We start from the raw sequence: 23,009 nt of genomic DNA, 5'->3' as shown, positions 1-23,009 counted from the left end.
CGCGCTTTAAACCTCGCCGGCGTCGGCGGCCCTACCCATTAACGGGTCACTCACAGTCGGCTTGCCATTCTCCACTCGACCGGCGAAGCGGCGTTGGAAGTTTTCGGCGGCCACTTTAATGTCGTACCAGTTGCCGCTATCGGCGACGGACCACGTTTTCTCCAGCGTCTGTTTTGGTTTTAGCGTAACACTGCGTTCGCGTTTATCGAGCTGGTAGGCGGTGGCATTAATGTTAAAGGTGATCGCTTCGCTGCCGGGGTTGCTGAGGGTGAGCATTACCCCCTGCCGGCGCTTGTGGTAGCTAAGGCTGGCTTGTGGCTGGTGATCACCAGCTTTTACCTTGCCGGAAAAGCTGCGCACAAAGCCGTTGGTGCTGTAGACCCACAGGTCGTAGCCGCCGTTCTCTTCGGCCTGCCAGAAGTCGTCGGTGATCTGCTTGCCGGCTTCCACTGTGTAGCGGCGGGGGATGCGCTCAAGATGATTTTTGTCGTACACATGGAACACCGCGCCCTGGCGGCCACTGTTGGCAAAGGTAAGATTGATGCGCCCTTCCCTGCCTGCCTCTGCGCTCACATTTAACTCATACGGCAACGCTCGTGAGTAGCGCACGCCGGCCTCCTGGTAGAGCGGTTGCGGTGTGGCCGGGGCGCTGGGCGTAGGCAGGGTTTTGGAGACGGTTTCTATCGTTTGATAGTTGCTTACATCCGGAAGGTTGGGGAAGTGCGGGTCGTTGGGGCTTTCAAAATCGAAGGCGGTGGTGAGGTCGCCACAGATGGCCCGGTGCCAGGGGCTGATAGCGGGCACGGTGACGTTAAAGCGCTGCTCAATAAATTGCCCCACCGAGGTGTGGTCAAACGCCTGGGAGCAGACCCAGCCGCCCTTACTCCAGGGGGATACCACATACATAGGCACCCGTGGGCCGGCGCCCCAGGGGCGTAAATTACCACTGGTGGTGTCGTCGTCACGCAGGTATTGAGTACCGGCATCGTTTTTAAAATACATGCCGGCCAACTCCAAGGTGGCTTTGCCGGCCAGGCTGCCGTCCGGGTTATACGAAGGTACTGCCGGTGGCGGAATGTGATCAAACAGACCGTCGTTCTCATCGAAGGTGAGGAAGAAGACCGTTTTGCTCCACACCTCGGGGTTGGCGGTGAGTGCCTCCAACACCTGGTGGGTAAAGTCGCCGCCGCGATGGGGGCTGGAGGGGCCACCCGGGTGTTCCGACTGTAGCCGCGAAGGCAATACCCAGGAGACCGCCGGCAGCGTATTGTTTACAACATCGCGGGTGAGGTCGGCCAGAGACCAGTGGCGCATGCCGTTTTCATAGAGGGGTGAGCCGGGGCGGGCGGTGCGGAAGCTGTCGAACGCCAGGCCGCCGTGCATGGCGCCGGTCCAGTTATCGTTTGGATCCTGGTAGATGCGCCAGCCGATATTGGCCGCCTGCAACACATCCGGAATGGTGGCCCAGTTAAAGGCGCTACCCTGGTAGGTGTAACCGGGTTCCGGCAGTGCGCCTTTGATCCAGCAGCGCAGGTTAGAGGGCTCGCCATCGGCGTCGGTGCAGTTGATGCCGGCGGCGCGCTTGTCCGGGTCGCACACCGAACCGGACCAAAAAACAATGCGGTTGGGGTCGGTGCCGGTCTGTACCGAGCAGTGGTATTGGTCACAGAGGGTAAAGGCATCAGCCAGCGCCCACTGAAAGGGTGCCTCCTCGCCGGTGTAGTAGCCCATGGAGTATTCGGTTTTCACCTGCGGCCAGTAACCCATTTTGCCCTGGTTCCAGGCCGCCTGGGCATCAGGGAAGTTGTGCGGCGTGGAGGGAATCAACGCCGCATTCATGGTGCGCTTATCCAGCCGGTAGGGGGTAATCTCGAGTGTGCCATCGGACTGGTACCAAACCGGTTTGCCACTGGCTAACGGAATCGGGAAGGGATCACCAAAGCCGCGCACCCCGCGAAAGGCGCCGAAGTAGTGATCGAAGGAGCGGTTCTCCTGCATCAGAATCACAATGTGTTCAACGTCGTTAATCGAGCCGGTGCGGTTGTTGGCCGGTACCGCCAGCGCCTTTTGAATAGCGGGCGGCAGAGTAGACAGCGCTGCGGTGGCGGCGGAGGCCTGTAAAAATTTCCGGCGGCTGGAATCGAATTGGGAGGCGCTCATGGTAATCGAATATCCGTGTTGATCCGTGACGAGTGGCGGAGCTTGGCTGCATCCACGCGGATGGAAAGTGCGCAACAATAAAGCGGTGGGGTTAAAGTGGTGTTACAGATGGATTAACTGTTGGTGGGCCAAGCTCCCCGTAGGGGCGACCGGCGATTGCCCGCCAATCTGCGGGGATACGACGCCTGTGCGGTTAATCCGGCCCTGCATGGGCGATCGCCGATCATGAATACCCGCAATAATCCCACCCGTAGGGGCGACCGGTGGTCGCCCACCATCCCGGTGCGTCACGGCACCGGTGTGGTTAAATCCGGCCCCGAATGGGCGATCGTCGATCATTAATCCCAGCAATAATCCCACCTCCGTAGGGGCGACCGGCGGTCGCCCACCATCCCGGTGCGTCACGGCACCGGTGTGGTTAAATCCGGCCCCGAATGGGCGATCGCCGATCATGAATACACGCAATAATCCCAAACCCGTAGGGGCGACCGGCGGTCGACTGCCGATCTGTGGTGATACGACGCAGGAGCGGATATCTGCCCTACGGAAAATTGAAAACCTCCGATTGTGGGTGTCTTGCTTACGGCTGTGTGATAGTTTTGCAGTCGGTTTCGCAGTCTCTATAGATCAATAAGGGTGAGAGATATGGAAAAAATAATAGAAGAGTTAGATATCAATCAGTATCTGCCAACAGCGCTGGATTGGGCGACCAATATTGTGCTGGCTCTGGTCATTCTGTTTGTCGGTATCTGGATCGCGGGGCGGGCCTATAAAGCTGTTGTCTCCATCGCCAATCGTTACGATCAGCTGGACGATACCCTGTTTCGTTTTTTTGGCAGCCTGGTGCGCTACACCATTCTCGCCTTTGTCGGCATTGCTGTGCTCAACCGCTTTGGGGTACAGACCGCCTCCATTATCGCCCTGCTGGGTGCCGCCGGCTTGGCGGTGGGTTTGGCTTTGCAGGGTACGCTCACCAATCTGGCGGCGGGCGTGATGTTGCTGATTTTCCGCCCCTATAAAGTGAATGACTTTGTTGATGTGGCCGGCAATTTCGGCAAGGTCACCGCCATTGATATGTTCACCACCATTCTGCAAACCTTTGATAACCAGCAGATCATTATCCCCAACGGCAAGATCTGGGGCGAGCAGATTGTTAACCACTCGCATCACGCCATTCGTGGCGTCGACATGCACTTTGGCATTGCCTATGGCGAAAGCATTGATGAAGCCCGTAAAGTGATTGAACAGGTGCTGGCCGACCACCCGCACATTGTTAAAGAGCCCGCCCCCTTTGTCGAGGTGGAGACACTCAACAACAGCTCAGTGGATTTTCTGGTACGCCCCTTCTGCGAAGGGCAATACTACTTTAATGTGCTCTACTCGATACCCGAGCAGATTAAAAAAGCACTGGATGCCGCCGGTATTGAAATTCCATTCCCGCATCGCAAGGTGTTTGTGGTGAATGAAAAGTAGGGTTTGTTGAGAGAAGAGTTTGTGTGAGAAGCGGGCCTTTGGGCCCGTTTTCTATTGGGAAACTTTTTTAAATTTGAGCAGTAAATAGTGTTTGTGTCCTGCTTACATTTGATTAAAGCGATAACGGCTTAAATGTAAGAGCAACATAGTTGGTTCTGTTAAAAAGCCCAACAGTGAAGAGTATTAATTATGAAAGATGAACCAAAATTAGAGTTTTCGTCTTTGTCCCAAGAGCTGTCTAGCGAAGGCAGAACCGTTTCTGTGGAAATATATCGACTGGAAGGTGATGAAGAGTGGGCATTGGAATTGGTGGATGAGTTCAATAATTCAACGGTGTGGGATGAAACCTTTAAGACCGAATCGGCGGCGTTAACCGAAGCAAAGAAAACCGTCATTGAAGAGCGGATTACTACCTTTATCGGCCCGGAAGATGGCAAGAGTGATGGCAAACATTGGCGCTAGCCGGCGGCAATGGTGGCGCTACGGTTCCCTTAAATTCAACTCAATATCCGTGTGTTTAATTCGACCTTGGATAGGCGATCGCCGATCGGCGACCGCCATGGATGGCGGAAATGCAGATCACGAAGGAGCGGTTATCTGCCCTACGAAATATTAATCCCTGCAATAATCCACCCCCGTAGGGGCGACCGGCGGTCGCCCGCCATCCTGGTACGATACTGCACCGGTGTGGTGAATCCGGCCCTGCATGGGCGATCGCCGATCGGCGACCGCCATGGATGGCGGAAATGCAGATCACGAAGGAGCGGTTATCTGCCCTACGAATATTAATCCCTGCAATAATCCCAACCCCGTAGGGGCGACCGGCGGTCGCCCACCATCCCGGTGCGATACGGCACCGGTGTGGTAAATCCGACCCTGCATGGGCGATCGCCGATCGGCGACCGCCATGGATGGCGGAAATGCAGATCACGAAGGAGCGGTTATCTGCCCTACGAAATATTAATCCCTGCAATAATCCACCCCCGTAGGGGCGACCGGCGGTCGCCCACCATCCCGGTGCGATACGGCACCGGTGTGGTAAATCCGACCCCAGTGGGCGATCGCCGATCGCCCACCGTCAAGGGGTTGCAGGCCGAGCCGCACAGAAGCGAAGACCATGCTCGAACGCGCGAGCCGCTTGCTGCTTTACCCCCTGCTATCTATCGGCGTTAGCCGGACTTTATCGCCATGCCCATTCCTTTAGCGCAGTAACCAAGGTATAAATGGCGCCATGAAAATTCCTCCCCGCCTACAGCCGCTGATCGAAGATGGCCTTATCGACGAAGTACTCTACCCGCTGATGAGTGGCAAGGAGGCGAGCGTCTATGTGGTCTCTTGCGCAGGCCAGATACGCGCTGCCAAGGTCTATAAGGATGCCTACAAGCGCAGCTTTAAGAAGGCCGCGCAGTACCAGGAGGGTCGTAAGGTGCGCAACAGCCGCCGGGCCCGCGCCATGGAGAAGCGCTCCAAATTTGGTCGCGAGCAGCAGGAGGAGACCTGGCAAAACGCCGAAGCCAATGCCCTCGCCCGCCTGGCCGCTGTCGGCGTGCGGGTACCGGAAAGCTATGGCTGCTACGCCGGTGTGCTGCTGATGGAGCTGATTACCGATGCCGAGGGTGACGTCGCCTCGCGTCTGAACGACGTCACCATGAATGCCGAGCAGGCGCGTGAGGATTTCGCGGTGATGATGGACTATATCCGCCTGATGCTCTGTGCCGGCATCGTCCACGGCGACCTCTCTGAGTTTAATGTACTGCTGGATGCCTACGGCCCGGTAATTATCGATCTGCCACAAGCGGTGGATGCCGCCGGCAATAACAACGCCCGGGCCATGCTCACGCGCGATGTGAACAACATTACCCTCTACTACAGCCAATACGCAGCGGAGCTAAAGCAAACCCGCTACGCCGATGAGCTGTGGGCACTGTTTGAGGCCGGCGAGCTAACCCCCGAAGTGGAGCTCACCGGCCTCTATACCGACAGCGAAGCAGCCGCCGATGTGGATGGCATAATGCTGGCTATTAAAGATGCCCTGGCGGAACAGGCAGCGCTGGAAGCGCGTAAGCGGGAAGCCGAACAAGAGGACTGACTCTATTTCGCCTGGCGAAATAGCGATGCCCGGCAAATTGCAGGAATCCCCCAAAGCCGGAGCAGCGACCGCCGTAGTCAATTAGCGGAAATCCCAGCCCAAAAATACTGTTGGGTGACTGCCAGCCTCTGTCGAGCACAATTTCCAATTATTGTAATCGCCGTTCTGGACGAGCCAACTAATTGGCACTATCAGTGCGATTACCCTCCCCAACTTGCTAACACGAGAACAATAGGTCGCTGTTCCTCGTTCCCTATTCCTTGTTCAATGGGCATAAGCTAAGCGATGCTGTATAGAAAAGATTGATTGCCAAACTGAAAGCTTGAAAACCAGATTAATAGACACAAAAGCCGATCAATGAAAAGCCCGCTACTTGGTAGTTTAAAAGGGCGTTGACTCAGGTCAAATAAGCCTAAAGTTCACTAACGGTCTGATACCAACTTAAATTGAGCCATAGTGGCAAAAAAACTGAGCGTGATGACCCGTTAAATCCTAAACAAATAGTCAGTAATTTCAGGCGATTCCACAAATCTGCGCAAATAGTGCACAAGAAATTGATGGAAATTAACTTTTTCCTACGTTCCCTAAACTAATCGATAAAAACATTGAAATATTTTGAATGTTTTTATCGAACTATTTATCTCTGCAATCCACGTTACGCTCCCTGGACATAAATTATTCTGTGCTAAACTGCCTAGTGTTTTTAATTCTACAAACAGGGGAATCATCGGCAGCAATGGCTGGCGTGTGTCTGTCCTGGGAGGCTGTGGGTTGTACCAAAAGTAATTAATCCATCCTAATGGATTTGCGGTATACGGATTTGGAGAACACGGGTGGAAAGTGCGTTAGAAATCGCAGTAGATATGTCTAGTGGTAGTTTGCTAACGCTAGAATCCGATCAATACTTTGTCAGCTTAATGAAAAGTTTGAGTAGTCTTCTCAAAGCAGACTACAGTGTAATCAGTGAGCTGGACCACTCCCGGCATGGCCAAGACAACTACCGAACAAAAGTTGTTGTTGATGACAAAACCGAGGTAAAAAGCAACTTTACTTACCGGCGCGACACAACGGTAACCGCCAATACAGCCTCCGCCATAAAAACGGCCACAAGCTCGATCGACTGCCTGGATAGACCGAACTATCGGCTGGCAGTGGTTAGCCAGGATGCGCACACTCTATTGCCCAGGTTTTGGCAGATTAAACTGGATCGGGTGCAGAGTTTTGTCACTGTCATCATAACCGGAGCAAACAATATTGAGCTGGGTGAGTTACTGCTATTTTTTTACAGTGATATCACCGCCATAGAAACGATCAAAAATGTTATTAAAGTCTTTTTGCCCAGAATCATACAGGAGTTTCAACAACAGTATTGCCGGGTCTCCGCTGATGCGGGCTGTGGTATCGTGCAGTCACAGAATGAACAACTTCTGCTGGCGCTCACTATTTACGATGTAATGACCGATGGCATATTGGTAACAGATAACGACCACAATATCATTTACGCCAACCCGGCAATGGAGGTTATATCCGGTTACTCGAGAGAAGAGTTAATGGGTTGCAACCCCCGAATTTTAAAGTCCGATAAACACACTAAAAGCTTTTATCAAAATATGTGGCGGACGTTAAATCACACGGGAGAGTGGCAAGGGGAGCTGATCAATCAACGAAAAAATGGCGATACCTACCCCATTTATTCTCTACTGCGCAAAATATTTTTAACTGGGCAACACAAGGCAACGCATATTGCCGTGAACCGGGATATCTCACAGGAGAAAGAGACACAGCGGTTTATCGAGTTCCAAGCCAAGTACGACTCTCTAACTGGCCTGCTAAACCGTTACGAGTTCAACCGGCTCATTAACGACTACCTGACAAAGAGCAAAGCGCAGGAGTCGAGTTGGGCGTTTATTCTACTTGATATAGACGATTTCAAAGATATTAATGATTCCCGGGGCCATCTGATTGGCGACCAGATACTCACCGCAGTGGCAAAGCGTTTGCAGAATCTGCACCAACCGGGTAATTTGCTGGCGCGCCTGGGCGGCGACGAGTTTGGTTTGTTCGTGCAATTAACCACTGAAAACTTGTCGTCCGACACCATCGACAAGCTAGTGGCTATTTTTAAAACCCCCTTTAAGTTGGCTGATGATACGCCCTACCAAATTACCGCATCCGTTGGTGTTAGCTTATACCCAGATGACTCAACCGATGCTGAACAGTTGTATTCCCAAGCCGATCAAGCCCTATACGCAGCCAAAGGCGAGGGCAAAAATTCATTAGCATTTTTTACCCCGGTATTACATAAGCGGGTGTTGCGACAGCAAATAATTAAGTCGCGCTTAAAACAGGCTATTCAATCAAAAAATATTAAACCCTACTTCCAACCCATTGTTAATATCCGAACTGGTAAAGTCAGCCACTGCGAAGCGCTGGCGCGGTGGCGCGATCCGGAGCTGGGACAGGTATCGCCCGATGAATTTATCCGGGTTGCCGAAACCTATGGCTTGATGCCCGAGATTGGCGTGATTGTCGCCGAGCAGGCCATAGCCACGGTCGCGCAATTAAATCGAGAGCTGGGCTCACCCATAGGGGTAAGCATCAATCGTTCGCCCAAGGAATTTATTGCCAAACACAGAGATCCACTGGTTGAATTTTCCAAAAAATACCAAATGGAGACGCAGCTGATTATGGTGGAGCTGACAGAAAGCCTAATGGTTAAAAACCCGGAACGAGCAAAAAAGGAGTTAACTTACTTGCATAACCAGGGGTTTAAATTGGCTATGGATGATTTTGGTACCGGGTACTCTTCCTTGGCCTATTTAAATCAGTTCCCATTTAACGTACTAAAAATTGATCGGGCTTTTATTCGGGATTTGGCTGAAAACGGTGAGTCCTATATATTGGTTAAAACCATAATAGCCATGGCCAGGAACTTTAAATTAACCACAGTCGCTGAAGGCGTGGAAACCGAGAAGCAGCTGGAATATTTAAAACTATTAGGCTGCGACTACGCACAGGGCTACTTATTTAGCCAAGCGTTAGACGCTCAAGAATTTTCGGCTTATATCCGGGCCAAAAATTCGATCGACCACTCGTAACCTTGGGGTATCTACTCAATCTTGGAGCGACGCTCGAAGATGGATAGTCGCGGCTCACCTATAGCTGGTTAGGGGTGCTGGCTAGGGTTGCTGGCTAGGGTTGCTGGCTAGGGGTGTTGGTTAGAAGCCCTGGTTAGGGCTGCCAGCAAATACATCCCGGCATTTACCGCTTGGCAGCCGCCTACTCCAAATCGTCAGCCCGCTGCCTCTCCTGTATCGGCGGAGCCGCCCACTGCACCCTGGCGGTCGGTGGCCCCGCATGCTACCGGCAGCAGCCGGAAGCAGCCCGTTCCGTTGGGCACTCATAACCAATTACCGCTTGCCGTTAGGCCTTCGCCAAAGCCTGCTCCACATCGGCGATAATATCGTCGATGTGCTCGATACCGACCGAGATACGCACCAGGTCGGCGCTGACGCCGGCGCTGGCGAGCTCCTCTTCGTTCAGTTGGCGGTGGGTGGTGGAGGCCGGGTGGCAGGCCAGGGATTTGGCATCGCCAATATTCACCAGGCGTAAAATCATCTGCAGGGCGTCGATAAAACGGCTGCAGGCATCGAAGCCGCCGGTGATGCCAAAGCTTAAAATGCCCGAGGCTTTACCGCCGGTGATTTTCTGGCAGGTGTCGTAATAAGGGCTATCACTCAGGCCGGCGTAGTTGATCCACTCCACCTTCGGGTGTTGTTGCAAATAGGCGGCAAGCTTCTCGGCATTTTCGCAGTGGCGATCCATGCGCAGGCCGAGGGTCTCCAGCCCCTGCAGAATTTGAAAGGCATTCATCGGCGAAAGCGCCGCGCCGGTGTTACGCAGGGGCACCACCCGGCAGCGGCCAATGTAGGCGGCCGCGCCCAGGGCTTCGGTATAGACCACGCCGTGGTAGGAGGGGTCGGGCTGGTTCAAAATGGGGAAGCGCGCTTTATGGGCAACCCAATCGAATTTACCGGAATCGACAATCACGCCGCCAATGGAGGTGCCGTGCCCGCCGATGTATTTGGTCAGCGAGTGCACCACGATATCCGCACCCAGCTCAAACGGCCGGCAGAGATACGGCGTTGCTACGGTGTTGTCCACAATCAACGGTACCCCGTGTTTGTGGGCAATTTCCGCCAGCCGTTGGATGTCCACCACATTACCTGCCGGGTTGCCGATAGACTCACAAAATACGGCCTTGGTGTTGTCATCGATGGCCTTGTCAAAACCGTCGAAATCATCGTGCGAAATCATTCTTACACTAACGCCCTGCTTGGGCAGCGAGTGAGCAAACAGATTATAGGTACCGCCATAGAGCTGGCTGGTGCTAACAATATTGTCCCCCACCTCGGTAATACACTGTAGGGCGTAGGTAATGGCCGCCATGCCGGAAGCCAGCGCCAGCGCTGCCACGCCCCCCTCCATCGCCGCAATGCGTTTCTCCAGCACATCGGTGGTGGGGTTCATAATGCGTGTGTAGATATTGCCCGGCACCGCCAGGTTAAAGAGGTCGGCGCCGTGCTGGGTATCATCAAAGGTATAGGAGGTGGTTTGGTAGATGGGTACCGCGGCGGCTTTGGTGGTGGCTTCGGAGGTATAGCCTTCATGCAGGGCGATGGATTCTAATTTCATGGTCTCTCTCTATTGGCGAGCAGAAGTGGTCTGTTGAAGCTGGTGATATTAAGGCGTGTGAGTAGCGAATAAACCACGCCGTTATTGTTTACACGTTTGTATCTCTCGGGCAGATGGTACCACGGACGGAAAAGAGAAACTCTCCAGACCGGTTGGTCAATGTGAATGTGAAGTGTCGGGAAATTTTCACTGGTGCAGCGTTATGAATGGCGAGTAATGAGCGTTCAAGTTTTCGATTTGTATGTTAGGTGGTTTCGATTGCCATGGAAGGTAAATGCGGGGAGTGACGCAGCAAACTGCTTGCTACTTCAGTCAGGGTCTCCGCTTCGCTAGGGCGCGCTACCTCTATGGATGCAGTAGACTGATCTGCGGAACGTAGAAGAAGCGGTCCGACGATTTGGAGCGGCTTTCTGCCAAGCGCGTACATCTAAAATGTGTGTGAATATCCTTCCTTGGAGCAGGGTTCCAGCCGCTACGAGAATTTAGCGGCCGGAGCGAAACTCCAGGGAGGCTCGCGATTCACTGTACATAGCCATCGGGTAGCCACTAAGGGGACTACCAAATACAAGAATGTATTTGGTGCATCTAACCGCTAACCCCCCTCTTCCTAGCCAACAGAATCTGGCCGGTCACTTAACAGGTAATCCAATCAACTACCTGTTTTTGTGGTTTATTAATTCTTTGGGCCTCAGAAATCAAGGCCGGGGAAAATGAGCGGGTATTGGTAATGAGGTTGGTTTAGTATTGATGCTTTGCACGAAGTGAAGCTGTGAGAGGCTTACTTCTAACGGGAAAATACAGGCCCCTGCCCTCCCCTAAATGATGAGTGCCACCAGCTAAGACAGCTTTTTTAATCACAAGGAAGTTTTAATGCGCGCAATCTTATGTAAACAATATGGCCCTGCTGAAGTACTGGAATTGGGTGACTACGCAAAACCCAAGCCTAAGAAAGGTAGCCTGGTTATCAAGGTGCACGCGGCCGAGGTTACCAAAGGCGACTGTGAGCTACGTTCTTTTACCTTCCCGGTAAAGTGGTTTTCCTACCCGCTGCGTTTGGCCTTCGGTATTTTTCGCCCGCGCAATCCGATACTTGGGGGGTATTTTGCAGGTGTGGTTGAATCCGTTGGCGAGGGGGTGGCGGCGTTTACCCCGGGAGAGCGAGTGTTTGGCTCGAGTGGCGTTGGCATGGGTGCCTATGCTGAATACCTTAGCGTTTCGCAACGAGCGGGTATCGCGCAGATACCGGAAAATTTGAACTTTGAAGAGGCGGCATCGGTACCACTCGGCGGTTTAAATGCGCTTCATTTTTGCAAGCAGGCTAATATAAAAACCGGTGACAAGGTGTTGATCAATGGTGCCGGTGGCAGTATTGGCATGTACGCGCTGCAAATCTCAAAAGCGTATGGCGCCCAGGTAACAGCAGTCGATGCACCCCATAAACAGGCGGCTATTTTAGCCAGCGGCGCCGATGATTTTATCGATTACACAAAGCAGCCCTATACGAGTTTGAGTAGAAAGTGGGATGTGATTATCGATATGGTTGCGAGTTCCGATTTAGAAAGTTCGCTGGCCTGTTTAGAGGCGGGTGGGCGCTACGCATCGGCGAACCCAACCTTTAAAAAGCTGGCTTCGGCTAAAAAAGCATTTAAACGAACGGGTAAAAAAGTCATTGTTAGCTTTGCGGCGGAAAGCAAAGAGGCGTTGAATGAGCTGGCCAATTTGTTACGAGCAGGAGAAATTTCAACGGCAGTGGATCAAGTTTTTCCAATGGCCAAGATTGTGGAGGCGCACAAGCGTGTTGAAATGGAAGCGCGTACAGGTTGTGTTGTTGTTAAAATTGCCTGAAAGGGGGAATCCTCGGGATTTAGTAAAATCCGAGCAGTCTCGGTGGCCTGCGGCTATTCCTTGGTTTACATTGCCAGCTGCTGTGTTTACTCTGCAATAACAACTCAACGCATTACCCCAAAACGAATCATCAGGGAGAGGACGTTTTGCTTTTATCGCTCCATGGCCAAGCACTCCATAGCCAACCATTCCAAAGCCAGTCACTCCATAGCCAAGCACTCCATCGCCAATCACTCCAAAGCCCGTCACCCCATAGCCAATCACCCCAGAGCCAATCACATCAGAGCCAATCGGGTCACTTCCACCGCGTAGTATCCTTCACACTTGCCGCAATACTCTCTCTGTTTTTCAGTTTACCGGTGCTCGCCGATACCGGCGAAGGTGGCCGCGGGGATTTTATTGGCTTTGTTGTCGGCTTTATCCATGGCTTGGACGGGCTGGTGTTTATGTCGGTGGATATGTTTGGTGCGAGCATTAAACCCATCGTGATATGGATGGGGGCGCCCATGCTGTTGCTCACCTTCTATTTTGGCTTTGTTAATCTAACCAGTTTTAAACGTGCCTGGCGTGTTGCCCGGGGCGACTATCGAGATCCATCGGCACCGGGTGAAGTCACTCAAATTCAGGCGCTATCGACGGCGCTATCGGGCACTGTGGGTTTGGGGAATATTGCCGGGGTGGCCGCCGCCATCTCTTTGGGCGGGCCGGGTGCCACCTTTTGGATGATACTGATCGGCTTCTGCGCGATGACACTCAAATTTGCCGAATGTACCCTGGGGGTGAAATACCGGGAAGTACACAGTGACGGCACCGTATCCGGCGGCCCCATGTACTACCTCAAGCGCGGCCTGGCGGCGCGTGGCTGGGTAAGGGCCGGAGTTATTTTAGGTTGGATCTATGCACTGCTGGCCCTGCCGACCTTGCTGCAGGTGGCCACGGTTAATCAAATATACGAAGCGATCACGGTGGTAACGCAAACCGACAGCACCACCTACCAATGGCTGTTTGGTGTTGTGTTGGCGGCACTGACGGCGGTGGTGATTGTGGGAGGTATACGCTCCATTGCCAGCGTTACCGAAAAACTGGTACCGCTGATGGCGTTTATTTATATGTCGGCCGCGCTGGTGATTATTCTTGCCAATATCCAACATCTGCCCGTCGCCATAGGGACGATTATCGCCGGCGCCTTTCACCCGCAAGGGGTGGCCGGCGGTGTACTGGGGGTGATTGTTATCGGCATGCAGCGGGCGGTTTACTCCACGGAAGCGGGGCTTGGCTCGGCCACCATCGCCCACTCGGCGGCGAAAACCCGAGAGCCCATGTCCGAAGGCATGCTGGCCCTGATGGAGCCGTTTATTGATACCGTGGTGGTGTGCACCATGACGGCATTGGTGATTGTGATTACCGGAGTTTACCAGCAATCCGAGGGCATTGAAGGCGTTACCCTTACCGCCAGCGCCTTTGCCAGCGTGATCGCCTGGTTCCCTTGGGTGCTGGCCCTGGCGGCGTTTCTATTTGGTTTTTCCACCATTATCAGCTGGGGTTACTACGCCGGCAAAATTTGGGAATTTATCTTTGGTGGCAGCAAGGGCTCAATAGCCATTTATAAAATGGTCTTCTGCGTGGCCATCATTCCCGGCGCGGTATTAACGCTTAACGAAGTCTACACATTAATGAGCAGCCTGTTCTTCCTTATGGCCATACCCAATATTATTGGTATCTATATTATGGCGCCGGAACTCAGAGCGGATTTAAAAAGCTATGTAAGTCGGTTGCGCAGTGGGGAGATTAAAACAACTCGCTAGCTGGTGCGCTGGTCCACAAAAACGTTCCTAACGTTTTTGTGTCCGAACACAAAAATTCCTGGAGAATTTTTAATCGCGATTAGCGACCCGCAGGGCCAAGTGCAAGGAAGTACTTGGTAAAGGTCTTGACCCGTAGGCGGTGACGAGCCGGAGCTCAGCGGAGACCACGCCCGAAGGGTGAGTAGCTTGCTACGTTAAACCCTGCATGTCTCGGCGTTAGCCGACAACAACAAGCCTGCACGTAAGGCTGACGACAACAGTTACCTGATATATCTAACAGGTAATTCCCCCTGATGAATAAACAAAACCCAACCAATCGTTGAAGAAACAACCATAAAAGCTACGCATATGCCTAGGAAAGTGCTATCTCATTAATTTTTAGAAACAAAAGCCCAAGAAAATGGGTGGGTTTCGGTGACTGGGTTGGTTTAGTATTAATGCAGTCGTATTAAACGCCAATGCTAGAAAGGTGGTTCTTGATTGGTGGCCCATTAGGTAAATGTTCGCCTGGAAACTAAATTTTAAGTGGGCGACTGAATTCGTATCTATTTTCGACTAATAATGCAGCCAGACTTTTGACTGGCTGATAAGCATTTTGAAATCTATAAGGATTTAATTTGCGCGTATTTTTATAGTAGGGTTCGAGCTCAGGTCATGCGTTTTACCCTCTGAGTAGTTAATGCTTGCATTTGAATATCTAGACGAAGAGTTTTTATCCTAGGAAGATAATTTAACTTCTTTGGGTTCGAACTATGAAGCTTAGCAAGCGCAGTATTGCCTTAACATTGACGCCCCAGATTTTTCGCTATTGTGGGCGCTTCGCATCAACTAGTTTGTGCTAGAAGAAAATAGAAAGTCGTAAATTAAATAAGAGGAGTGAAACATAATTGTTATTCTTTCCATATAGGGTAGAGCTCCCTTACAGGCAACAATTAGAATTAAAGGGCGCACCATTTTTTTCTTTGTTGTTTGGTGTTTTGTGCTTCCTAGTATTCGCGTTGCAATTATATAGTGACAAACAATACGAAAAAGGAATCGTAAATTATTGCCAATATGAGTTAACTGAGGGTGTGATACCTGTTTTTAAGAAAATCAGATCAGACGATGTCTTCAGTGTTTGTACAAATTTTTTGGCTGACTGGGACATCAATTATGATAATAAAAGCTTAGAATACTTTGCTTTTAAGGCTCAGTTATCGCCCGAAGAAGAGGCAGTGCTTAAAGCGGAATTAATGCGCTTCAATAGTATCGTCTCATATGATCCACTAACAGTAGAATTTTGGCATGATCCACTAGATTCAGACATAACCCAATATATAAGCTCGTCATTTTTGCATGCAGACTGGGAACATTTATTGTTTAACCTGATATTCTTTTTTGCTTTTTCTATTACAATTGAGAAGCTAATAGGTAGTTTGGCTTATCTATTTTTCTTTCTGCTCTGCTGCTTTTCAACTGGCATTGCATATGAATCCAATATATTTGGTGAGCATGGTGGCCTTCCAACACTAGGTCTATCAGGTGTTGTTATGGGTTTGATGGCTTTAACAGCTTGCATCTACCCGCTTAAAAAAATGGCGGTATTTGTCTGGATCTTGCTGTTCATTACCACGATAAGAATACCTGTTTTTATATTGGTCGGCTTTTATGTCCTGACAGATGTTTATGGCATGGCGTACCTTATGGACGAGGGCGATGTTAATTATGTTGCACACGTTGCGGGCGCTATTACAGGAATAGCCTTTTCGATTTTATTTCATACGTATAAGTATTTATTTCCTAATAAAAATAATCCAATAGATTTGGGTGGGAAAGAAAATGCTTAACAAGGCTCCAGCTGCACACGCTCCACTGCGTGACGCATGCAGGAGTCGCACTATATAAGGAGATAGAAGGTTAATGATAAATCGTATATGTTTTCTTTTAGCATTTGCATTTACTTCAGTTACTCAAGCTTCTTCTTTTGAAGAAGCCATGATCTTTCCTGGTCAATTTGTTGATGGAAAATCACTTTCTGAATACGCTGATATGTGGTGGCAATGGACATATACAATGTCTCCGGATCTTAGCCCAGTTCGTGACCTAACCGGGAAAAATTGCCATCAAGAGCAATCTGGAGATGTATGGTTCCTCGCTGGTGGCTATGGCTCATCTAAGATACGAAGAACATGCGAAGTTCCTTCTGGTAAATATGTCTTCTTTCCAGTTATCAATATGATTTATTACCCACGAAATCCGGGCAGCGTAAGCTGTGATGACGTAAAGGAATCTGCAGCATTAAATAACGATAATCTTCTTAATATCGACGTAACATTAGATTTGATGCATGCATCAAATCCCGCGCACACGAGACTCAAATCAGAAGAATGTTTTGACCTATTAGGTCTATTGCCTAGCAGCGTAAACGCCCCGAAAATATATCCAACAGCATCTGATGGATATTGGATCATGCTAAAGCCACTATCCAAAGGTAAGCATAACTTGAAGTTTCGCGCGAGATATGATGGCGACGAAGATAGATATAGCAAAATGGTTCGAGATATTGAGTACGAACTTATCGTCAAGTAGCTATAAAAATACAATTAAAAAGAATACAAAAAGATGGGGCCAGTCTTATCTTTTGCCAAATTAATTTAAGGTTGTTCAATTTGGTCGAATCCTTTTGTTGCCAGAAGGTTAAAGACATTTATTCTATTCCATTTATTGTTCCTACGAGGTGAGGTCTCACGTTTCATGCGATGAATTGGTTAATGCTGTAAGGCGAAAGAAAAGGACGGGATCTATTTTTTAGTCGTGGTGGTTAGCATTTATATTAATGCCACTTTATTAGAAGGCAATGCTAGATAGTGAGTTTGTGATTGGAGGGCTGGTCTGCCCTATTTAATAGATAGGTGTTGATTCATCAATCTGCAAGGGCTCGAACGTTGAAGGGTTTGAGCTATAAAAACTAAGCAGCATAAATTTAAAAAACACTAACCTTATAACAGGCTATTAGGCATTAAGGAAGATATGTGCACTAAAATTTTGAAAGTAATATGGCTGGTATTAAGTCTGGCTCCGTTGGTGTACATGATTTACTTTATGAGATTAATATTTAGGCTTACCCCTTCAAGCGTGAACGAAGTTGACTTTGATTCAGTGTTTAGACTGCACATGTCTATGATCCTATACAGCTGGCTCTTTATTTCTACATATATCATATACATTTTTAAGTCGTCCGCAGTGCCACAAGAGAAAAAGGCTTTGTGGGCCGTTGTTATATTTATGGGTAATATGGTTTCAATGCCTATATTTTGGTGCTTATATGTCTGGCGGTCTCACGTACCGTCCAAACAAACTCCTGGTCGTGATATGGAAAATCAGCGATGAACCAAAATGAGTTTGTACAGAAGTGTAATCAATCAGGAATCACAATAGCTGATTCTTTGCTTGGAATTGGTCGTGAGTTGAGTTTCGAAAATCTTCTATCGCGAACTATGGTTGTGTCTCTCCGTGAATCAGATTTTCCTGATCTCTGGCAAAATACAATGAAATGCATTCTGAAGGGTGACTCTTCTTGGATTCAAATAAATCGGCACGGGGAATTTCTAGCATCAGTGTTTAAGGAGTCTGAAGAAGATGAATTTATTGAGCAATTTTCCGAGAGAATGAATAGGATTATCTCTGCAGGTGATGATCGGTATTTGGTGGGAATTCGTGGTGACTTGATTGTCACTTTAGACCATCACATATTTGATGATGGCATGGTGATCTACTCAAGCAGCGTTGGGGCAATAAGTAATATTTTGACCGACTTAAATGAAATTGGAGCTGAATTCGCACTTTATGCAACAAGCAGGTAGAAAAAGTATGCGATGGTGCAGTCTAAGCCCCATGGTGTTTTTTGCGAACCTTCGCCCCGTTATGCGACAAAAACGGATCGACCACAGTTGCCCACTGATCCAGGCATTGGGCTTACTAATAATCAAAGGAACGATATGAACTGTTTTAACCACCCTCAAATAAATGCAATCGGGATTTGTAAATGCTGCAGCAAGGGTTTGTGTAGAGAGTGCGCGGCAGATTTAGGGGAAGGGTTGGCTTGCGCTGGAAAACATGAAAAGCAAGTAGAAGCCATGAACATGATCATAGCCAAAAATGCCAAGGCGTATGCCGCGGCTCCCAAAAATATGTTAATCGCCCCAATCTTCTGCGTGTTCATGGGAGTGTTATTTGCTAGTTTTGGCTTCTTCTCTAAGAGAGGTCCGTTTGATCTCGTGTTCATTTTGGGTGTTGGCTTTGTGGTATTCGGTATAGTCTCGTATATTCGTAACAGAGCTATTTTTTCAGATGCAGATAACAATTAAAAAATTGAGGGGCACTGCCTAACTACGCGCCGCAAGCAGAATACTTTTTTTGAGCGGAGTATTGTTAAAGCAAAGCCTTTTGGCTTTAAAAGGAGAGAGAATTGGCTACTTTATTTATAGCGGTAGGTTTGGTTGTTGTTGGGTTGGTACTTTTAACAAAAAGAAGCGCGTTACCGGCCATTAAGAACCCCCACTACATTGCCTTTGGATTGGCGGCTGCCGCCCTGCTTTCGAGCGTGATCGTGACTGTACCTGCCGGCCATGTGAAGGTGGCGACACTATTCGGCAAGGTACAGGACTCCACCTATTTGGAGGGGCTGCATATTGTTAACCCGTTGCTGGACTTTACCGAGTTTGATTTACGCCAGAAAACACATATGGAGACGGCCGGCATTCCCGCGGAAGACAAGCTGATCACCACCATGGATGTCTCTGTGCAATATCGAACCATAGGCTCAATGGCGCCGGAGATTCTACGAAATACCGGTACCACAGACGCGTTGATTCAGGTGCATATGATTCCCAAGCTGCGCTCCATCCTTCGCGAGCAGGGTAAGGGCGTTGCCATTTCGCAGGACTTCTTTAAAGAGACGGTACAACAGCAATTGCAGGAGACCTTGCAGGAGGGGTTGGTTTCCTTCCTTGCGCCAAAGGGGATAGAGATTGATTCCGTACTGATTCGTGAGGTGACTCTACCGCTGGTGATTCGAACTGCCATTGAAGAGACCAAAAAGCGTGAGCAAGATGTACTCAAGCAACAGGCCGAGCTAGAACGCTTCGCCAAAGAGCAGGAGCAAAAGGTCGCGCAAGCCCAGGCAGAGTATGAAGCGGCAAAACTGGAGGCGCAAAAGATACGCGCACTTGCCGACGCCGAGGCTTATAAGATTGATAAAATCAACCAAACACTCGCTAAATCCCCCAACTATATTGAGTTGCGGAAGGTGGAGCAGTGGAATGGGGTATTGCCTGTGTACGCCGGTGGGGACTCTATACCTATGATTGATCTTCGGCCGAAAAAATAAGCAAATTTCCTGAAGGTATTTTGCAAGTTTCACATTTAGTCTTGTTTTAGAGAGAGTGTGAAATGTAAAGCGTGGCCCTCGCGCGTTAGTGGGCGTGTGGAGAGCTGACCGGGCATTTTCGTGTTGGGGTTGCAAGGTTATTTTCGGCTGCCACCGAGGGGATGCGGGGTCCCGTCCCCGCCGACGGGCCAAGACCTTTGTGCGGACAAAAGGTCTTAGCGATCTAAAGCCGCCCTATCACCCGGTCGCTGCGCGACTCCCCTCCGCGCTTCGCGTTTTTGTGGGGCTGCCGAACTCGCTACGCTCAAACAGTCCTCGCCCTAATCACAAAAACACTCCAGTGCTCGGCGGGCTCAAAGGGGTCAAAAGCAAGCTATGCTTGCTTAAAGGCAATAAAACTCTGCAATGGCTACCCTGTCTGCCCTTTGTGTTGGTTCGCGCAAACGGTTAGCAGGTGAATGCTTACTCACAAAAAAGTCTGGAACCCTGATTCAACTGCCAATTACGTCCCGAAGGGGCTAATACAAAGATGTATCCGGTAGTCCGCTTTTTTCTATTCAACAGAATCCATCGGCCTGGTCAAAATTCACGCAAAAAAGCTGCACATATGGCTAATAATTTGCTAACTCGTTGATTTTTAGAAACAAAAGCCTGAGGAAATGAGTGGGTTTTGGTGGTGGAGTTGGTTTAGTATTAATGCTTTTGTATGAGTCACTGCTGTGAGTGTCTTGTTTATTTCGGATTTGGTGGGTTTTACCCGCAAAGCAGATAACGGCTTTCAAGCGTTGGCACAGTATGATACCCAAGCGCTTAGAGGTGATGGCAATGGTCAGATAGATTCTAGCGATGCTATTTGGGATAGTTTATTGTTATGGATAGATTCTAATGGAAATGCTCAGACAGATATTGGAGAGTTATTCACACTGGAGTCATTTCAAATTAAATCGATATTAACTGAATATAAAGAATCAGAAAGAAAAGATGCTGCGGGTAACTCGTTACCGTATTGGAGTTGGGTGATCATAGATGACAGCTCCAGCGGTCCCAATAGGCGAAAAATAGTCGATATTTTTTTTAAGGTTTATGATTAAAATGAGAAAAAAGAGTGGTGAAAGCTAAAGAGATAATCATAAACCAAAAAAGTATAATCATACTGTCCAGCATTTCGATTATAGCGATGTTTTCATTTTTGGTGCTTATTCTGCTATTTTTATCTGCTACGAAAAAAAACCAGATTAACGCAAACTTTGTCCCTGAAATTTATCTTCATGACAGTGATAGTAGCTCCCTCAAAAACCAGATTGAAACTCATGGTTTAGATCAAAGCAATTACGAAGGGATTGGCGCTTCATTTCTTGAACGCCAACGGATCATTAAATTCGAAAGTTTAAGCGCCGTAGAGAAATATGATGTATTAATTATTGGTGCAGAACAGGGAGTGGGTGATGCTCAGTATCTATTGAGTGAAGTCTTTCTAGAATGCTCTCGAGTAGTAGATGATGAATTACTCGAAAAGATAAAGAATAGCCCAGATTTACCTGACGAGTATTATCAAGAGTTACTTTCTAATAAAAATATATGTGACGGGTTTGAAGCTTATGCAGCTAGTAAGTCTGTAGCTAAGGAAACAGGGCTCGCTTGGCTGGTAGATTCTGCATCAAATGGTAATCCCCTATCGAAATTAGAACTGAACATGACTGTTTATAGTCGGGAAGTAAAAAACAACCCGAAATTGAAAGAAGAAACAAGACTTTTAGTGTATGCAGCATTAGAACACTCAAAAGACAATCCTGTTTTGATGAAGAGGGCCGTATGGCAAGGCGTTCGTTACTTTTCACGTTATGTAGAATCTCAAACGATTAAATCACAACAAGGTCTAGACTTCTCAGATGTGGTTTCAGAAGGTTACAATCGAGGTGCTACTAGCGAAGCGTGGAGGCTTATTAGCTGTTCATATACGACGTCCTGCAACATGTCAGATCAATGGGAGATGCTGAAGGCATCTTATTACGAATATGAGGTAAACGAAATTAGAAATGCAGCCATAAATATGACTAAAGCTATAAGAAATTCGGAGTGGGATGTTTTAGCTCTGAAAGTAAATTAATAAGACATCCAGAAAAAGACTGTAAACGCCAAACGAACTACACCCTAGCCAAGCGACACGTTCCAAGGTGGTAACGATTCAATGTCCTCAACGTTTAGCGCGTTGGGAAACTCTTTAAAAATCAACGTTAAATAATTGTAAAGATTCAGGTCGTTTGCTTTGGCGGTTTCAATGGACTGTAAAGATTGACGCTGGCCTGAGTGCCTGCCTGGCTTTTGCTAAACAGCCAGTTTTATCCGTCGAGTAAATATAAGACCCTTTTGGATAACCAAATTGCGGATCGCCGTGTTTTACTCCTAAACCCTGTTTTATTGCCTGCTCAATGCAGGCTACTTCCACCGATGGAGATAAACTAGTTTGCTTTGAGGAGTGTGGATCATTGTAGGCAAAAAATCCAAAGGTGATAAAGCCTGCCAGGCCGAGGACCAAGATAATTGTATGGTTGTCCATCATGGTGATATTCAATCCTTTAGTTGCTGTTTAATACGTTTCGGGCTTTAAATTAACCTTTTTATTGAAAAGTTAGCTGTGTGCCACCATTATTTCGTTGGCCTGTTCGTGATCCAGCTTACTCACCGGTGGCGAGAAGTATGCCTCTACTTTAGCCAGTCGGTACCGCAATAGTACTTTATTGAATGATTAAGTTTCCTCTCCCGATGAGCAAATTCCTTTTCTGGACGACTACGTTTCCTCAGTGAGTGAGCAAATTGCATAAATTTGCTCCGGCATTCTCCCAGCAATAGGCATTTTTCCTAGTTGCCGAAGCAAAAGTGCTGTTAAAAGTGAGGTGGCCAAGTGTTTTTTTAGCAAAATGCAATCTGGATAGGGAATTTGGGGATTCTGGATTAGATTGCCATCGGTGGTATTTGCGGGGACCTCCCCGCACGAGGGTCAGAGGTATTGCTTGCCCAACACCCCTAACAACCCCAAGGGCACCCTGGCAAGGCGGGCCTGCGGCTCCCCTCCCTCCGATCGAATTTTTCGGGGTCGCGATGATGCGCATCCCGCTTAGCATCGCTCAAAGGCACATCCTTGTGCCTTTGACCCCGAAAATTCGATCTCCAGTCGGCGGCTTGCAAGGGGACCCGACGCCAGCTCCGCTGGCTAAATCAAAAGCTTATTTACTGCCGCCGAAGGCGGCGCTTTTGTTTTTGAGCGCAGAGCGCTCTCCCCCCCCCTTTTTGCGCAGCCGAGTGGAGGTGCAAATCGGTGGGGCAAATGAACACGACGTTCATTTGAGTGCATCCACGACAGGGACGCGGAAGGCCGCCCCGGCTGTATGCGCGACCCTCCTATTTGTGCTGTAGTGAGGGAAGTTGGCGCAGCCAACCAAGCATCGGGGCGGCTTGATGCACAAGGATGTGCGAATGCCGTGTAGCGCAGGAAGCGCGAGAACGGCGAGATTGTTAAGACCTTTCGTCCGTACAAAGGTCTTGACCCGTCGGCGGGGACGGAACCCCGCATCCA

The 23,009-nt window shown here is 49.2% G+C and carries 17 protein-coding genes; 13 read left to right on the top strand and 4 right to left on the bottom strand.

The window, feature by feature from the left end:
- Window positions 1-6 precede the first annotated feature (6 nt).
- Window positions 7-2,160: a phosphocholine-specific phospholipase C gene (locus SBL51_RS18380; RefSeq protein ID WP_317932571.1), complete on the bottom strand. Its 2,154-nt coding sequence runs from the start codon at window positions 2,158-2,160 to the stop codon at window positions 7-9.
- 123 nt (window positions 2,161-2,283) lie between these two features.
- Here SBL51_RS18380 and SBL51_RS18375 point away from each other — a divergent pair, with 123 nt between their 5' ends.
- The 4 genes from SBL51_RS18375 to SBL51_RS18355 all read left to right on the top strand — a co-directional run bounded on the left by SBL51_RS18375 (window position 2,284) and on the right by SBL51_RS18355 (window position 8,820).
- A complete protein-coding gene (locus tag SBL51_RS18375; protein WP_317932570.1) occupies window positions 2,284-2,502 on the top strand; it encodes a hypothetical protein in 219 nt (72 codons plus the stop codon).
- Window positions 2,503-2,805: 303 nt separating this feature from the next.
- The gene (locus SBL51_RS18370) at window positions 2,806-3,633 is read left to right on the top strand and encodes a mechanosensitive ion channel family protein (RefSeq protein WP_317932569.1); all 828 of its coding nucleotides are present in this window, start codon (window positions 2,806-2,808) and stop codon (window positions 3,631-3,633) included.
- 1,231 nt (window positions 3,634-4,864) lie between these two features.
- Complete coding sequence (locus tag SBL51_RS18360) at window positions 4,865-5,722, top strand: PA4780 family RIO1-like protein kinase (RefSeq protein ID WP_317932567.1); 858 nt, start codon at window positions 4,865-4,867, stop codon at window positions 5,720-5,722.
- A 926-nt stretch (window positions 5,723-6,648) separates the two neighbouring features.
- On the top strand, window positions 6,649-8,820 hold the full coding sequence (locus SBL51_RS18355; protein ID WP_317932566.1) for a putative bifunctional diguanylate cyclase/phosphodiesterase: 2,172 nt from the start codon (window positions 6,649-6,651) through the stop codon (window positions 8,818-8,820).
- Window positions 8,821-9,145: 325 nt separating this feature from the next.
- On the opposite strand, the gene SBL51_RS18350 is transcribed toward SBL51_RS18355, so the two are convergent.
- A complete protein-coding gene (locus SBL51_RS18350; RefSeq protein WP_317932565.1) occupies window positions 9,146-10,417 on the bottom strand; it encodes an O-acetylhomoserine aminocarboxypropyltransferase/cysteine synthase family protein in 1,272 nt (423 codons plus the stop codon).
- Window positions 10,418-11,287: 870 nt separating this feature from the next.
- Between SBL51_RS18350 and SBL51_RS18345 the strand changes: the two genes are divergently transcribed.
- The 9 genes from SBL51_RS18345 (at window position 11,288) to SBL51_RS18305 (ending at window position 21,542) form a co-directional block, all read left to right on the top strand.
- Window positions 11,288-12,262 carry an NAD(P)-dependent alcohol dehydrogenase gene (locus SBL51_RS18345; RefSeq protein WP_411860497.1) on the top strand — a complete coding sequence of 325 codons (975 nt, stop codon included), beginning with the start codon at window positions 11,288-11,290 and terminating at the stop codon, window positions 12,260-12,262.
- 359 nt (window positions 12,263-12,621) lie between these two features.
- Entirely contained in the window at window positions 12,622-14,067 is a 1,446-nt protein-coding gene (locus tag SBL51_RS18340; protein ID WP_317932563.1) for an alanine/glycine:cation symporter family protein, read from the top strand.
- Between the two features lie 887 nt (window positions 14,068-14,954).
- A complete protein-coding gene (locus tag SBL51_RS18335) occupies window positions 14,955-15,893 on the top strand; it encodes a rhomboid family intramembrane serine protease (RefSeq protein ID WP_317932562.1) in 939 nt (312 codons plus the stop codon).
- Window positions 15,894-15,966: 73 nt separating this feature from the next.
- A complete protein-coding gene (locus SBL51_RS18330; protein ID WP_317932561.1) occupies window positions 15,967-16,635 on the top strand; it encodes a hypothetical protein in 669 nt (222 codons plus the stop codon).
- Window positions 16,636-17,432: 797 nt separating this feature from the next.
- Entirely contained in the window at window positions 17,433-17,909 is a 477-nt protein-coding gene (locus tag SBL51_RS18325) for a hypothetical protein (protein WP_317932560.1), read from the top strand.
- 135 nt (window positions 17,910-18,044) lie between these two features.
- Window positions 18,045-18,413, top strand: a complete 369-nt coding sequence (locus SBL51_RS18320; protein WP_317932559.1) for a hypothetical protein — start codon at window positions 18,045-18,047, stop codon at window positions 18,411-18,413.
- A gap of 242 nt (window positions 18,414-18,655) precedes the next feature.
- Window positions 18,656-19,435: an SPFH domain-containing protein gene (locus SBL51_RS18315; protein WP_317932558.1), complete on the top strand. Its 780-nt coding sequence runs from the start codon at window positions 18,656-18,658 to the stop codon at window positions 19,433-19,435.
- Between the two features lie 719 nt (window positions 19,436-20,154).
- Window positions 20,155-20,526 carry a hypothetical protein gene (locus SBL51_RS18310; RefSeq protein ID WP_317932557.1) on the top strand — a complete coding sequence of 124 codons (372 nt, stop codon included), beginning with the start codon at window positions 20,155-20,157 and terminating at the stop codon, window positions 20,524-20,526.
- Between the two features lie 17 nt (window positions 20,527-20,543).
- On the top strand, window positions 20,544-21,542 hold the full coding sequence (locus SBL51_RS18305; protein WP_317932556.1) for a hypothetical protein: 999 nt from the start codon (window positions 20,544-20,546) through the stop codon (window positions 21,540-21,542).
- A 44-nt stretch (window positions 21,543-21,586) separates the two neighbouring features.
- On the opposite strand, the gene SBL51_RS23300 is transcribed toward SBL51_RS18305, so the two are convergent.
- Together SBL51_RS23300 and SBL51_RS18300 are read right to left on the bottom strand one after the other, a co-directional pair.
- Entirely contained in the window at window positions 21,587-21,667 is an 81-nt protein-coding gene (locus SBL51_RS23300; protein ID WP_411860498.1) for a hypothetical protein, read from the bottom strand.
- Window positions 21,668-21,710: 43 nt separating this feature from the next.
- Window positions 21,711-22,007 carry a hypothetical protein gene (locus tag SBL51_RS18300; protein WP_317932583.1) on the bottom strand — a complete coding sequence of 99 codons (297 nt, stop codon included), beginning with the start codon at window positions 22,005-22,007 and terminating at the stop codon, window positions 21,711-21,713.
- Between the last annotated feature and the right edge of the window lie 1,002 nt (window positions 22,008-23,009).

Source organism: Halioxenophilus sp. WMMB6 (assembly GCF_033283405.1).
Lineage (GTDB): Bacteria > Pseudomonadota > Gammaproteobacteria > Pseudomonadales > Cellvibrionaceae > Halioxenophilus.
Note: the sequence above shows the minus strand (reverse complement) of the source record. Positions and strands in the feature narration are given on the sequence as shown.